Source organism: Streptomyces sp. Ag109_O5-1 (assembly GCF_003814875.1).
In the GTDB taxonomy this organism is placed as follows: domain Bacteria; phylum Actinomycetota; class Actinomycetes; order Streptomycetales; family Streptomycetaceae; genus Streptomyces; species Streptomyces sasae.
The window spans coordinates 526,904-540,942 of sequence record NZ_RKQF01000001.1; the positions used below are offsets into that span (position 1 = coordinate 526,904).

A 14,039-nucleotide genomic window follows, 5' to 3' on the forward strand; every position below is an offset into this window, starting at 1 on the left:
TACGCGCCGCGCGTAGAGAGGCACGTATGTACGGCAAGGCATTCGCCCCGGAGTACCAGGGCGCGTTGACCTCCCTGTCCGTGAACTCGTCGCTCGTCGACGTGCTGGCCGAGGGTACCGAGCGGCTCCGGGAGGCCGAGCGGTCCGGCAGCCGGGACGAACAGGCGCGCTGCGGACTGGCCGTCGCCGAGGCGCACCGGCGGCTGGGTCAGGTGGAGGAGGCCGACCGGGCCTGGAAGGCGAGCTACCGCGCCGCCCGGGCCGCCGGGAACACCGGGGCGATGGCGTGGGCGCTGTGGAGCGGCGGCACCCTGGCCCGGCAGCGCGGGACGTTCCCGCTCGCCAGGCGGCTGCTGGCGCTGGCGGCCGAACTCGGCGACCGGGGCGGTGACATCGTCGTCCGCGGCTACTCACTGGCCGGGCTCGCCGAGACCGGCCGGATCCAGGGCGACTACGAGGCCGTGGGGCGGCTGCACGAGCAGTTGCTCGCCGAGGCGCGGCGGCGCGGCGAGGCCCGGCACACGGTGTGGGCGCTGGAGGGCATCGCGCAGATGCACCGCAACACCGGGTCGTACGACACGGCGTACGCGCTGTTCGAGGAGGCGGCGCAGATAGCGGCACGGGCAGAGGACCGGCGCGGGCACGCCTGGGCGCTGCGCGGGCTCGCCGACATCGTGTCGGTGCGCGACGGCGCCACCGGGCGGGCGCTCGAACTGCTCTCCGAGGCGGAGGCGTCCTGCCGGGAGATGAACCTGTCCAGCGCGCTCGCCTACAACCACAAGATGCGCGGCAACGTCCTCTACCGGGCCGGGCGGTACGCCGAGGCGCGCGCGATGTATGACACAGCACTCTCGGAGTTCCGGGCCATGAGCGAGCCGCGCGGCGCGGCCCTGTCCCGGCTCGGGCTGGCCAAGTCGCTGGCCCGCCTGGGCCGGGACCGCACCGAGACGGCGGCCGAACTGGCCGACCTCGCGGGCGTGCTGGAGCGTTCCGGACTGCGCCACGCCCGGGAGATGGTGACCCGGGCCCAGGCGGAGTTCGGCGTCGGGGCGGAGGCCGTCCGATGACCGCGCTCGCGCCCGCCTCCGCTCCCCCGCACGTCCTCGCCCGCTGCCGGAAGCTGGTGCGGCCCGCCCTGGAGACGGCGGTGGGGCGGCTGCATCCCTGGGTCGGTGAGATGGCCGCGTACTCCTTCGGCTGGTGCGAGGTCGGCGGCTCCCCCGCCGACGTCCCGGGCGGCAAGGGGGTACGGCAGGCGCTGGCGGTGCTCGGCGCCGAGGCGGCCGGCGCGCCCGCGGAGCGCGGGGTACCGGCGGCGGTCGCGGTGGAGCTGGTGCACGCCTTCTCGCTGCTGCACGACGACATCATGGACGGCGACGCCACCCGGCGCCGCCGCCCGGCGGTGTGGCGGGCGTACGGCACCGGACCGGCGGTCCTGGCCGGCGACGCCCTGTTCGCGCTCGCCGTCCAGACCCTGGCCGACGCCCCGGGCGGACCGGGTGCCGTACGGCTGCTGTCGGCCACGCTGGCGGATCTGGTGCGCGGGCAGGCGGACGACCTGCTGTTCGCGGAGCGGCCCTGGACCGGTGTGTCGGCTCGGGAGTACCGGGTGATGGCCGAGCACAAGACGGGGGCGCTGCTGGGGTGTGCCGTCGCGCTGGGGGCCGCGCTCGGCGGGGCGTCCGAGACCACGGTGGACGCGCTGGACCGGGCCGGACGGCAGCTCGGCGTGGCGTTCCAGCTGGTCGACGACGTGCTGGGGATCTGGGGCGACCCTGCCGTCACCGGCAAGCCCGTGCACGGCGATCTGCGGGAGCGGAAGAAGACGTATCCCGTCCTGGCCGCGCTCGGCTCCCCCGCGGGCCCGCAGCTCGCCGAGCTCCTCGACACGCCCGGGCGCACGGCGGAGGCGGCCGCGTTGATCGAGGAGGCGGGCGGGCGCAGGGCCGCGCTCGAAGAGGCGCGCCGGCACACCGCGCGGGCCGAGGCGCTGCTCGCCGGACTTCCACCGGCGTCGGCGTCGGCGGAGCTGCGTGACCTGCTCGGTTTCCTGGTGCGCCGGGATCTCTGAAACCGGGTTGACCTGGGCCGTCGTATCGGGTGAGGGTGCGAACGGCGCGGCTTCCCGCCCCCCGCGCCGGAAGGGTGAACCGCCTTGATCGGCATCTCGGACATCGAAGCCGCGGCCCGGCTCATCGCCGGACATGTCGTACGCACGCCCACCGTGCCCAGCCCCGGTCTGTCGGAGCTGCTCGGCGCCCCGGTCACGGCGAAGCTCGAACTCCTCCAGCGCACCGGCTCGTTCAAGGCCCGTGGTGCCACGGCGAAACTGCTGTCGCTGAGCGAGGCCGAGCGGGCGGCGGGCGTGGTGGCCGTCAGCGGCGGCAATCACGGCATCGCCCTCGCCGTGATGGCCGCGGACCTCCATGTGAAGGCGACGGTGGTCATGCCCCGTACGGCGCCCGCCCGGTCGATCGGGCTGGTCGAGGCGGCCGGGGCGTCGGTGCGGCTGACCGACGGGATGGGTTCGGCGTTCGAGCTGGTGACGCGGCTGCGGGACGAAGGGCTCACCCTGGTGCACCCGTTCGACGACCCGGTCGTGATCGCCGGGCAGGGCACGGTGGGCCTGGAGTTCGCCGAGGACGCGGAGGGCCTCACCGATGTGATCGTCAGCATCGGCGGCGGGGGCCTGATCGCGGGCGTCGCGGCGGCCTTGCGCGCCCGGCGCCCGGACGTGCGGGTGTGGGGTGTGGAGACGGAGGGCGCGCAGGCCATGTCCGAGGCGCTCGGGGCGGGCGGGCCGCTGCCGGTCGCGGTGTCGTCCATCGTGACGACGCTCAGCGCGCCGTCCGTGTCGCAGCTGACGTACGACCATGTGTCGGCGCTGGTGGAGGAGGTCCTCGTCGTCCCCGACCGGGAGGCCGTGCGGGGCAGTCTGGAGTTCGCCGAGCACGCCAAGGTGTGGACCGAGCCGGCCGCCGGGTGTCTGCTCCCCGCCGCCCGTCGGGTGCTGGAGCGGGTCGGTGACGGAGCGCGGATCGGGCTCGTGGTGTGCGGGGGCAATGTGACACACCAGGAAATCGCCGAGTGGACCGAGCTCTTCGGGCTGGGCTGACCAGCGGACCGCAGCCGGGCTTTTACCGTCGGTTACCCACAGGTCGGAGCCCGGCCATACGCCGTTTTCCTCAAGTCCACGGCCACTGAGGCCGGTTGAATAAAAGGCAAGAAGGGGCCCGGAGTTGCAGATTCTTTGAACAAACCCGGGCTCGCCCCGCGTACCTCTGGTCAAGACGAGGCAGGGGTTTCAGCGAGGGATGACGATGGTCAAGGCGCATGTCTCCGCACAAGAGTTGGTCGCCGGAAGGTACCGGCTCCTCGAAGTCGCCGACCGCGAGCCGAACCGCATCAGCTGGTACGCGGAGGACATACAGGCCGAGCGACCGCGGCTGGTGACCCAGATCGTGCTGCCCGGCGCCCTCACCGACGACATCGTGCGCCGGACCACCGCGCGCATCCTCCGCTCCTCCGAGGTCATGAGCGCGCTGCGCCCCGGCCGGGTCGCGATGGTGATCGACGCCTTCGAGGAGGCGGGCGCGCTGTGGACGGTCACGGAGCTGATCGACGGCACCCCGCTCAGTGAACTCCTCGCCCACCAGAGCACGTTCAACTACATCCGGGCCGCCCGGATCGGCCTCGAGGTGCTCGACGTGCTGGAGGCCGCGCACGGCGACGGCTACACGCACGGCGAGCTCAGCCCCGGCCAGATCTTCGTCCGGGACAAGGGCCCGGTCGTGATCACCGGGTTCGGTCTCGCGGGCGCCACCCTGGCCCCCCGGGTCACCGCTCCGTCGTTCGCGTCCCCGGAGCAGGCCCGGGACGAGCGCATCGGGCCGTCGGCCGATCTGTGGGCGCTCGGCGCGATTCTCTACACGATGGTCGAGGGGCGGCCGCCGTTCCGGGACCGGGGCAAGGCCGACGCCACGCTGAAAGGCGTGGACCGGCTGCCGTTGCGCACCCCGCTGCGCGCCGGGCCGCTGACCCAGGTGGTACAGGGGCTGCTGCGGAAGAACTCCCGGGAACGGCTGACCCGGCCGGCGGTACGGGATGCGCTGACACGTGTCCTGGACGAGGACCCGGACGCGACGGTGCAGCCGGCCCCCGTGTCCCGGCTGCGCGGTGCCTATGTGGCGGCCCGGTCGTCGGGGTGGAGCCGGACGACCATGATCGGCGGGACGGCGCTGGCCGTGGTGACCGTGTCGGTCGCGGTGCTGGCCGCGACCCAGGGGCTTCCGGGCGCCAACACGGCGGGGTCGGCGCCGACCGCCTCGGCGACGGCCACGGACCCGGGCAACAGCACGGACGGCAAGGGCGGTACGTCGAGCGCGTCCCCGTCCCCGTCCGGGACGTCGGCATCGCCCCGTCCCAGCCCGTCGCCCTCGGCGTCGGCAACGGCCACGGCCGGATACCTCCCGGCCGGTTTCCACCGGTACACCGCCCCGGAGGGGTTCTCCGTGGCGCTCCCGACGGGCTGGAAGCGCCTGGACACCTCGCGGGCGGGCGACGCCTACCGGATCACGTTCGGTCCGGGCGGCGACGACCTGCGGACCCTGGCGATCACCTACAGCACCCAGGCGGGGCCCGACCCGGTCGCCGTCTGGCGGGACGACGTGGAGCCGCAGCTGGAGAAGCTGCCCGGCTACCAGCGGGTCGGCGAGATCGAGGCCACCACCTACCAGGGCTACAAGGGGGCCGACATGGAGTGGCTGTCGGGAACCGGCGCCGACCGGGTGCACACCTTCGGCCGCGGCTTCCTGCTCGGCGGCGGCCGCAGTTTCTCGCTGCGCATCACGACACCCGCCGCCGCCTGGGACGACGCCGCCGACAAGCTGGCGACGAAGACGTTCCTGGCCACGTTCCGGGTGTAGGGGGCGGGCCGTTCGGGGGCCCGGCCGTTCTCCGCGCGCCTGCCGGGGAGCCTCGGAGCGCGTGGCAGACGCTGTCGCCGGCGCTGCGCGACGCACTCGGCCGGTCTTCGACGGTGTGGCAAACCCCGGCCAATGGGTCGATATAGGCTGCCGGTCTGTACGTACGCAGTCCGGCAGCCTTCAGGAGTGTCCTCCGTGACCCTAGCGATCGACCCGTCCGAGACGTCCACCGAGTCCCCGGCTCCCCTGTCCGACCTGGTGGCGCGGGACGCCCGTGAGTTCGGCGCCTACGTGCGGACCGGGGGCTGGACGTTCGGTCTGATGGTGGCCCGCAGTGTGCGGCCGGGCGGACAGGGCGCGGAGGAGACCCCGAAGGTGTCGGCGAAGGAGTTCGCCGAGCTGGCCGGCTGCTCCCCGGAGCGGGTCATGCGCTACTACAAGGCCTGGGACCGGGCGGCCGACGACGGTCTGGTCCCGCACTTCGAGGCACTGACCCCGGGCCAGGAGGTCGAACTCCCTGACTCCGACGTGTGGTTGAGCTACTACGTCTCCCGCAACAGCGCCACCTCCGAGCGCGGCACCGCCATCGCCGAGGCCGCCGAAGCCGAAGGCATCCGGCCCACGAAGGCCCTGGAGGTCGCGGAGAACCCGACCGCGCTGCGCGCCGCGATCCTCGCCGACCCGTCCACCGCGCGCGCCGCCCGCTCCGCGCTCCTGGACCGGATCAAGGAGGACCCGGACCTGCAGACCGTGCTGGCCCGGGACGTGGTGCGCACCGCCGACCTCAAGAAGGCAGTGGCCACCGAGAGCCGCTCGGCCGACCGCATCGGCTACGTCCGGCAGATCGCCGAGTCCGGCCAGATCAAGACCCCGGCCGGGCAGACCGTCGACGCCCCCGTCGAGCTGCGCCAGGAGGCGGAGCGCCATCTGTCGCTCCTCGACGAGCTGGACGAGGACGAGGACACCGGCGAGTGGGCGGCCGACGCCTACGACACCATGAAGAACCTGGTCGTCGAGGCGGTCGAGGCGGACCCGGAACTGCGTGTCCAGGAGAAGCGCACCAAGTTCTACAGCAGCCTGCAGAAGGCGACCAAGGCGTTCGAGGAACTGACCTTCGACGACGCCCAGGACTTCTACGAGGACGACATGGTCCAGCGCCTGGAGGACCTCCAGCAGGCCATCGGCTCCTGCCTGGCCGCGCTGCGCGGTACGAAGGGCACGGAGGGCGCGTAGGCCGGCCGGGCCCCGCGGATCGCGCCGGTCTCCCAGGACCCGTGGGGCAATTCCACTCCGGATTGAGCATTTTCCACGTGGGAGGGGTACTAGAGGGCACCAAGCCGATCGTTCTCGGAGGCCTCTCGCGTGAACCCCATCGTGCACAGGACCCTCGTGGTACAGCTCCGCGCGGACGGGACGGGCCGGTGCCCCGTCCTGGCCCATCTGGCGTACGACGCCGACGACCCGTTCGCCGTTACCGCGGTGTTCGCCCTGGACGGCAGGGTGCTCGCCCGGTGGCGACTGGACCGGGAGATGCTGAACGACTCTCTGAGAGGGCCGGTCGGGGTCGGGGACGTACGGCTGCGTCCCGTACGGCAGGGGCGCTGGAGGGAAGTGCGGATGGATTTCCTCGGCGATCGGCTGCCCGGCGGCGAGCGGCACCATGCGGTGGTGTTCGTGTGGGCTCCGGCGCTCGCCGCCTTCCTGAGCGACACGTACATGGCGGTGCCGCCCGGCCGGGAAGAGGTCCGCGTGGACGACGTACTCGCGGAGATCCTCGCCACCGGCTGAGTAGCCGTACTCATGTTCCGCCCGAGCGCTGCGGCCACGATGGGGCTCCCACGAGAAGGAGTCCGCCATGACCGCAGTGCACCCCGACCCGCGCCCCTTTCCGCACCGGGTCGCGCGCCGTGTCCCGCCCGCCGCGCTCGCCGCAGTGGTCGTGGCCGGCATGGCCGTGTCCGCGTGGGGCGCCCGGGACCGTACGACCTGGTTCCTGGAGACGGTGTGGGTGCTGGCCGGGCTGCCGCTGGTGGTGCTGACCTGGCGGCGCTTCCCGCTCACCGGACTGCTGACCGGGCTGCTCGCGGCGCATGCGCTGGTGCTCGCCGTCGGCGGTCACTACACCTATGCCGAGGTGCCGGTGGGCGACTGGGTGCGTGACACCTTCGGCCTGGCCCGCAATCCCTACGACCGCTTCGGCCACCTCATGCAGGGTTTCGTGCCGGCGATCCTGGTCCGGGAGCTGCTCACCCGTACCTCTCCGCTGCGCGGCAGCCGCTGGCTGGCCCCGCTGACCGTGTGCGCGTGCCTCGCGTTCAGCGCGTTCTTCGAGCTGCTGGAGTGGCTGGCGGCAGAGATCGGCGGGCACGGCGCGGACGCCTTCCTGGCCACTCAGGGCGATGTGTGGGACACCCAGTGGGACATGTTCTGCGCGCTGATCGGCGCGACGGTGTCACTGCTGCTGCTCAGCAGGGTGCACGACCGTCAGCTGCGGGCGCTGGAGGCGGCTCAGCGGGTGGTGTGACGGCGCCGGGACCACAGCGGCAGGCCGTACCAGCACACCAGGTACCAGACCACGACGACCGCGACCACCCAGGTGACAAGGCTGCCGTCGGTGGCCACCCGGAGGATCAGCACCAGGGAGGCGGTCATGGTGGCCAGCAGCAGGAACAGGCCGACCGAGGTCAGCCGGGCGGCGAGCCGGACCGCCTGCGGCTTCACCCTCCGGCCCGCGACCAGCCGGTGCAGGGACACCGGGCCGATGAGGGCGCCGGTGGCGGAGGCGCCGAGGACGACGGTGACGATGTAGATCGTCTTGTCGGTGTGGGACAGCTCCGCGTACTTCTGCTGGAAGACCACGGTGAGCAGGAACCCGAAGAGGATCTGCACACCGGTCTGCGCGACCCGCACCTCCTGGATGAGCTCGGTCCACATCCGGTCGGCGCGCTCCTCCTCCGACTCGTCGCGTCCGGTCCGCCGCGCTGGCTCGCTCATGCGATGCGGGTAACCGCGCGGAAGATCGTTCAAACGGGGGGCAGGGGCTGGGCGGCCGGGAGCGGTGGTGTGCGTACCGCTCCCGGCGGATGGTCTACCAGCGGTTCTCGACCTGGTCCTTGATCCGGCGGTCGTAGAGCTCGCGGATCGCGGTGACCGTCTCCGCGGACAGCTCCGGGAGCTTGGCGGCGGCCGCGTTGGCGCGGGCCTGCTCCGGGTTGCGGGCGCCCGGGATCACCGTCGTGACACCCGGCTGGTCGATGATCCAGCGCAGGGCGAGCTGGGCCGGGGTGTACCCCTCGGGGGCGAGGGCGGCGAACTCGGCGGCGGCCTCGACGCCCGTCGTGTAGTCCACACCGGAGAAGGTCTCGCCCTGGTCGAAGGCCTCGCCGTGCCGGTTGTAGGTGCGGTGGTCGTCGGCCGCGAAGACGGTGTCCTTGGTGTACTTGCCGGACAGCAGACCGGAGGCGAGCGGCACGCGCGCGATGATGCCGACGCCGGCCTCCCGGGCCGCCGGGAGCACCTCGCGCAGCGGCTTCATCCGGAACGGGTTGAGGATGATCTGCACGCTCGCCACACCGGGGCGGGCGATCGCGGTCAGCGCCTCCTCGCAGGTCTCGACGCTGACGCCGTAGGCCGCGATCCGCTCCTCCTCGACCATCGTGTCGAGGGCGTCGTACACCTCGTCCAAGGAGTAGACGGGGGTCGGCGGGCAGTGCAGCTGGACCAGGTCCAGGCGGTCCACGCCGAGGTTGCGGCGCGAGCGGTCGTTCCACGCTCGGAAGTTGTCCAGGACGTAGTTCTCCGGGATCTGGTCGACCCGGCGGCCCATCTTGGTGGCCACCAGCACATGCAGGTCCGGCCTGCCGCTCAGGAAGCCGGCGATGGTCTGCTCGCTGCGTCCGTCGCCGTACACGTCGGCGGTGTCGAAGAAGGTCACCCCCGACTCGGCCGCCGTCTCCAGGACGGCGTGGGCGTCCTTCTCGTCCACGTCGCCCCAGTCGGCGCCGAGCTGCCATGTGCCGAGGCCGACGACCGATGCCCGCTGTCCCGACCTGCCGATTACGCGTTCGTCCATGGCGTCAGTGTGTCATCCGCCGCCGACAACGCTGTCACGGGTCGGTTCGACCCCGCCCACCTATGAATCCTTCACTCACACGGGTGATTGTGTTCGACAGAAATCGGCTGTGCGTCAACCGGGCACCTAGCGTGTCGGCGTGACTGATGGTTCAGCGAACAACAAGTCCTGGGACGACGGCTGGAGCCGTCGGGGTTTCCTCCGGTCGGCCGCGGCGCTGGCCGCCGTCCCGGTGCTGCTCGCGGCGGATCCGGCCGTGGCCGCCGCCGAACTGCCCGGCTTCCCGGCGGATGTCGCCCTGTACCGGTCCGCGTACCGCAACTGGGTCGGCGAGATCACGGCGGACGGGCTGTGGGCCTGTGCCCCGGCCGACGCCGGTGAGGTGCTCGCGGTCGTCGACTGGGCCTGGCGCAACGCCCGGCGGGTACGCGCGCGTGGCTCCTCGCACGGGTGGTCGCCGCTGACCGTCACGGAGAAGACCACGGCCGACGACAAGGTGCTGCTCGTCGACACCGCGACACATCTCACGGGGCTCTCCCTGGAGTCCGGTTCGGGGGGCTCAGCGGTACGGGCGGGGACCGGGGTCACCCTGGAAGCGCTGCTCACCTTCCTGGAGGACCACGGTCTCGGGCTCACCGCCGCACCCGCGCCCGGCGACCTGACGCTCGGCGGCGCACTGGCGATCGACGCGCACGGCACCGCCGTACCGGCCGACGGGGAGGAGCCTCTGTCCGGACACACCTACGGCTCGCTGAGCAATCTGGTGCTGTCGCTGACGGCGGTCGTGTGGGACGAGGGCACGGGGACGTATGTCCTGCGGACGTTCCGCCGCGACGAGGCGGACTGCGCAGCCCTGCTCACACACCTCGGCCGGACCCTGGTGACCGAGGTCGTGCTGCGGGTCGGGGCCGACAGCGATCTGCGGTGCGTCAGCCGGACCGACATCCCGGCCGCCGAACTCTTCGCGGCGCCCGGTTCCGGCGGGCGGACCCTCGACACCTTCCTCAGGCGGTCCGGGCGCATCGAGGCGATCTGGTTCGCCTTCACCGAGTACCCGTGGCTGAAGGAGTGGAGCGTCGCGCCGACCAGGCCGCTGACCTCGCGGCACGTCACCTCGCCGTACAACTACCCGTTCTCCGACAACGTCCCGACGGTGGTCGCCGACCTGGTGGGGCGGATGGTGTCCGACGCGGCCTGGTATCTGGCGCCGGTACTGGGCAACGCGCAACTGGACGTGGCCACGGCCGGGTTGGTCACGACACTGTCCGCGGACATCTGGGGGCCGTCGAAGAACACACTGCTGTATGTGAGGCCGACGACGCTGCGGATCAACGCGAACGGGTACGCGGTGCTGACCGAGCGCGCCGAAGTACAGCGGGTGGTGGCTGAGTTCGCCTCCTTCTATCGCGAACGACTCACTGCTTACGCGGCGTTGGGGCGGTTCCCCGTGAACGGGTCGGTGGAGATACGGGTGACGGGACTGGACGATCCGGGGGATGCCGGGGTGGCCGGCGCCCAGGTGCCGTTGCTGTCCGCGCTGCGGCCGGGGGGTGGGGCCGCCGATACGGCTGTGTGGCTGGATGTGCTGACGTTGCCGGGGACGCCTTGTGCGGAGGCGTTCCTGCGGGAGTTGGAGACGTTTCTGTTCGAGAGGTTCGAGGGGACTCGGGTGGAGTGGTCCAAGGGGTGGGCCTATACCGAGTCCGGTGTGTGGAGTGACGAGGAGGTGATCGGCACGAGGATTCCGGGTTCGTTCGGGGGCGCGGTGTGGAATGCGGCGGTCGATGCGCTCGATCGCCTTGACCCGCACGGTGTTTTCGGGAACGGGTTCCTGGATGGGGTGCTTGTGCGTCGCTGAGATCTGCGGGGCGGTGGGGGCTGGTCACGGCCTCGCGATTGCCGGACGGCGATGAGCAGAACCGGCAGCAGTTCGTGAACCAGTCGACGTGGGATCCGGTGCCGCCGCAGTGGCGGCTGTTCCTGCCTGAGGACTGGGCGTCGGACACCGCTCGCCGGGGCCCAGCCCGCATCCCGGCGGACATCACACACCGCGAGGAGTGGCGCCTTGCCCTGGGCATGCTCGACACGCCGGCAGGCTGGGGCCTGGGGCCTCCGACCGTGGTGGCCGACGCCATCTACGGCACCGACGCCCCTCTGCGGACCACGCTGTCCGAGCGCGGGCTTGCCTACGTCCTGGCCGTCGGCCTCAGGCCGGAGACAGTCACCCCGCTCACCTGGCGGCATGGCCCGAAAGCCGCGGCCTCGGCTGAACAGGGCCGGTGGGACGCGGGCCTGCCGACTGCTCGTCGGCAGGTACAGGTCCAGGCCCGCCGCCGGCGCAGCGCGACTGTTTCGGGGGTCTGCTCGGCAGGCTCAGGGGTAGAGGCCAGCCCGGAAGGTGAACGAGACGAGTTGAGCTCGATCACGTGCGCCGACCTTTGTCATGGCCCGCACCGCATGCGTCTTCACGGTGAGCGGCGACACGGACATCTGGGCCGCGATCTCGTCGTTGCCGAGACCGCTCGCGACGAGAATGACCACGTCTCGCTCCCTGGGTGTCAGAGCGTCGAAGCGTCGCAGGAGTTCCTGGTCGATCACCGGGGGCGGACTGTCGGTCATGTGACCGATGAGCGCGGCCGTCGCGGCGGCCGACAGCGCACCGCCACCGCCAACGACCTCGGTGATTCCGGCGACGAGTTCAGCGGGGCTCACGGTCTTGCTCAGGAAACCGTTGGCGCCCGCGCGAAGGGCGGCGAGAACGATGTCGTCCTGGTCAAAAGTGGTCAGCACGATCACCCGCAGCTTTTCGGGTGGATGCTCTTTGCGGATCCGGCGGGTGGCTTCGACACCGTCGATGCCGGGCATCCGGATGTCCATCAGGACCAGGTCGACCGGGTGGTCCCGGAGAAACGGGACGGCCTGGAGTCCGTCGGAGAGATCACCCGCAACAACGAGACTGGGGTCGAGCCGGAGCATCGCTTTGATGCCGGCCCTCATCTCGTCCTGGTCGTCGACGATCAGAATCCGCGTGTTCATACGACGGCTCCCAGGGGGCTGAACTCCGCATGGACCCGGAATCGCCCGTTGTCACTGACGATCGTCAGCCGCCCATGGGAGGACTCGACGCGTTCACGCATCCCCACCAGTCCGAGTCCGCTGCCGGAACCGGAGTCGCGCGGTGAGTGACCGACACGGTTCTCCACGGTGACGCAGATCCTGCCGTCACGCTCGCGGACATCCACCGTTGCCGCCCCCACTCCATGCCGGTAGGCATTCGTGAGTGCTTCCTGAACGACCCGGTAGACCGTCACGCCGACGCTGGGCTCCACGAAACCGGCGGGGATGTCGATGGAGGGCCGGACGTCGAGGCCGATGCTCTCGAAAGAGGCGACAAGGCCTTCCAGGCCGCTGAGCGCCGGGGTCGGCCGGAGCGCCTCGTCGTCGGAGATGTCGTCTCCGAGGCGGAGGAGCACGAGGATCCGTTGCGTCTCGACGACGACGGTGCGAGCGCTGGACCTGGCTGAGACGAGGGCCTGCCGGGAGGACTCGGCGTCTTCGGGCAGCCCGATCTCCGCGGCGCCCAGATGCATGCTCAGCATCGCGACCTGGTGGCCGATGACGTCGTGGAGGTCCCGGGCGATGCGGAGTCGTTCCTCGGTCACCCGTCGAGTGGCTTCGATCTCGCGGGTCGCGATGGCGCTTTCGGCCCGTTCCTCCAAGGTGCGCCAGTGCTCTCGATGGATGCGCAGCGCGGCTCCTGTCGCACCTCCCGCTACGGCTGAGAAGAGTGCGGCGGCTCCCACGATCGCGCCGCCACGGAATCCTCCCAGCGTCATGAACGCCCCCAGGAAGAACGTCGCCACGATGCCGGTTCCGGCCAGCGGCTGCTTCCCCCTGAGGGTGACCGAGAACAGCACGAGCACCGCCATCATCCACACCGACAGGGGATCGTGGCCCACCGCTGTGACGGCGAAGGACGCCGCGCTCGCCATGACCAGTCCCGCCCACGGCATCCACCATGAGAGGGCGACACCGCCACCGGCGAGGAGCACGGAGAGGGCCGTCGGCCAATCCGACCCTCGCAGGATCACTGCCACGATCTGGCCGGTGAACACCAGCGCGGCCACCGAATAGGCGACGACGTGCAGCGCCTCGGGGCGGCGGACCCACAGGGGTGCCACGGGCCCGTCCGGATTGTTCTGCGACTTGGCCATGCCCTGATTCTCGTCGACGTGTGCTGCAGCCGTGTACTTCGAATGATGTAGACGGCCCGGTCCGGGCCATGGAGACGGCAAAACTCATTCGATCCGAAGTGGATGTCAGAACTACTTCGTTCGAAGTACACGGCCCATCCCGAGGCCGCTGAGACTCCTCGTCGAGGCAACCGTCTCAGGCCATCACGATCACATACGGGACACCCGATGACTCAGATCACCATGACTTCGAGCACGAGCACGAGCACGAGCACGAGCACGATCACGACCTCCGGGCTACGGTCGCTCCACCTGATCCGAGTCGCCTTCTCCCTGATCTGGGTGGCACTCGTCGTCACGACCTCGGTCTCGCTCGTGTCGACGGACAGGCCCACAGTGATCGCGGCGGTGCTGCTCGTCATCTACCCCTTGTGGGACGTCATCGCCACGGTCCTCGAGCGCCGCATGGCCGGCACCGGCTCCACGGACCGCGTCGGTACCACCAACATGGCTCTCGGCCTCGCCACCGCCGTCGGGATGATCATCGCCGTCTTCTTCACCATCGGGACGGCCCTGCTCGTGTTCGGCATCTGGGCCCTGCTTTCCGGAGCGCTCCAGCTCGTCGTGGCCATCCGGCGCCGACGCACCGTCGGTGCCCAGTGGCCCATGGTCATCAGCGGTGGACAGTCCGTCCTCGCCGGTGCCTCCTTCGCTGCCATGTCCGCCTCGGCGACGAGCAGCCTGTCCGCCGTCGCCGGATACTCGGCCTTCGGTGCCTTCTGGTTCCTTGTCTCCGTCATCGCCCTGAGCATCCGCAGCCGACGCGAAAAAGCGCTGACCACCGTCGCC

The 14,039-nt window shown here is 71.2% G+C and carries 12 protein-coding genes and 1 pseudogene; 9 read left to right on the top strand and 4 right to left on the bottom strand.

The features are described 5' to 3' along the window. The first annotated feature begins 26 nt into the window (after window positions 1–26). The 7 genes from EDD90_RS02380 (at window position 27) to EDD90_RS02410 (ending at window position 7,449) form a co-directional block, all read left to right on the top strand. The gene (locus tag EDD90_RS02380; protein ID WP_123971495.1) at window positions 27–1,067 is read left to right on the top strand and encodes a tetratricopeptide repeat protein; all 1,041 of its coding nucleotides are present in this window, start codon (window positions 27–29) and stop codon (window positions 1,065–1,067) included. Beyond that, window positions 1,064–2,071, top strand: coding sequence for a polyprenyl synthetase family protein (locus EDD90_RS02385; protein ID WP_123971496.1), 1,008 nt, complete (start codon window positions 1,064–1,066; stop codon window positions 2,069–2,071). Before EDD90_RS02380 ends, EDD90_RS02385 begins: the two co-directional genes overlap by 4 nt. Before the next feature lie 84 nt (window positions 2,072–2,155). Further along, window positions 2,156–3,115 carry a threonine/serine dehydratase gene (locus EDD90_RS02390; protein WP_123971497.1) on the top strand — a complete coding sequence of 320 codons (960 nt, stop codon included), beginning with the start codon at window positions 2,156–2,158 and terminating at the stop codon, window positions 3,113–3,115. Between the two features lie 199 nt (window positions 3,116–3,314). Next, the gene (locus tag EDD90_RS02395) at window positions 3,315–4,925 is read left to right on the top strand and encodes a serine/threonine-protein kinase (protein ID WP_123971498.1); all 1,611 of its coding nucleotides are present in this window, start codon (window positions 3,315–3,317) and stop codon (window positions 4,923–4,925) included. A gap of 195 nt (window positions 4,926–5,120) precedes the next feature. Further along, window positions 5,121–6,158 carry a hypothetical protein gene (locus tag EDD90_RS02400; protein ID WP_123971499.1) on the top strand — a complete coding sequence of 346 codons (1,038 nt, stop codon included), beginning with the start codon at window positions 5,121–5,123 and terminating at the stop codon, window positions 6,156–6,158. A 129-nt stretch (window positions 6,159–6,287) separates the two neighbouring features. Then, on the top strand, window positions 6,288–6,713 hold the full coding sequence (locus EDD90_RS02405) for an SsgA family sporulation/cell division regulator (RefSeq protein ID WP_123971500.1): 426 nt from the start codon (window positions 6,288–6,290) through the stop codon (window positions 6,711–6,713). A gap of 67 nt (window positions 6,714–6,780) precedes the next feature. Next, window positions 6,781–7,449, top strand: coding sequence for a DUF2238 domain-containing protein (locus tag EDD90_RS02410; RefSeq protein WP_123971501.1), 669 nt, complete (start codon window positions 6,781–6,783; stop codon window positions 7,447–7,449). On the opposite strand, the gene EDD90_RS02415 is transcribed toward EDD90_RS02410, so the two are convergent. Together EDD90_RS02415 and EDD90_RS02420 are read right to left on the bottom strand one after the other, a co-directional pair. After that, a complete protein-coding gene (locus EDD90_RS02415) occupies window positions 7,434–7,919 on the bottom strand; it encodes a DUF6328 family protein (RefSeq protein ID WP_123971502.1) in 486 nt (161 codons plus the stop codon). The genes EDD90_RS02410 and EDD90_RS02415 overlap by 16 nt on opposite strands. A 94-nt stretch (window positions 7,920–8,013) precedes the next feature. Continuing rightward, on the bottom strand, window positions 8,014–8,997 hold the full coding sequence (locus tag EDD90_RS02420) for an aldo/keto reductase (RefSeq protein ID WP_123971503.1): 984 nt from the start codon (window positions 8,995–8,997) through the stop codon (window positions 8,014–8,016). Between the two features lie 139 nt (window positions 8,998–9,136). Here EDD90_RS02420 and EDD90_RS02425 point away from each other — a divergent pair, with 139 nt between their 5' ends. Beyond that, window positions 9,137–10,855, top strand: coding sequence for a cholesterol oxidase substrate-binding domain-containing protein (locus EDD90_RS02425; protein ID WP_123971504.1), 1,719 nt, complete (start codon window positions 9,137–9,139; stop codon window positions 10,853–10,855). Between the two features lie 98 nt (window positions 10,856–10,953). Then, a pseudogene (locus EDD90_RS02430) lies at window positions 10,954–11,271 on the top strand (transposase); the annotation flags it as partial. 99 nt (window positions 11,272–11,370) lie between these two features. On the opposite strand, the gene EDD90_RS02435 reads toward EDD90_RS02430, so the two are convergent. After that, the gene (locus EDD90_RS02435; protein WP_123971505.1) at window positions 11,371–12,033 is read right to left on the bottom strand and encodes a response regulator transcription factor; all 663 of its coding nucleotides are present in this window, start codon (window positions 12,031–12,033) and stop codon (window positions 11,371–11,373) included. Then, window positions 12,030–13,211: a sensor histidine kinase gene (locus EDD90_RS02440; protein ID WP_123971506.1), complete on the bottom strand. Its 1,182-nt coding sequence runs from the start codon at window positions 13,209–13,211 to the stop codon at window positions 12,030–12,032. The genes EDD90_RS02435 and EDD90_RS02440 overlap by 4 nt, the downstream gene beginning before the upstream one ends. Window positions 13,212–14,039: the final 828 nt, after the last annotated feature.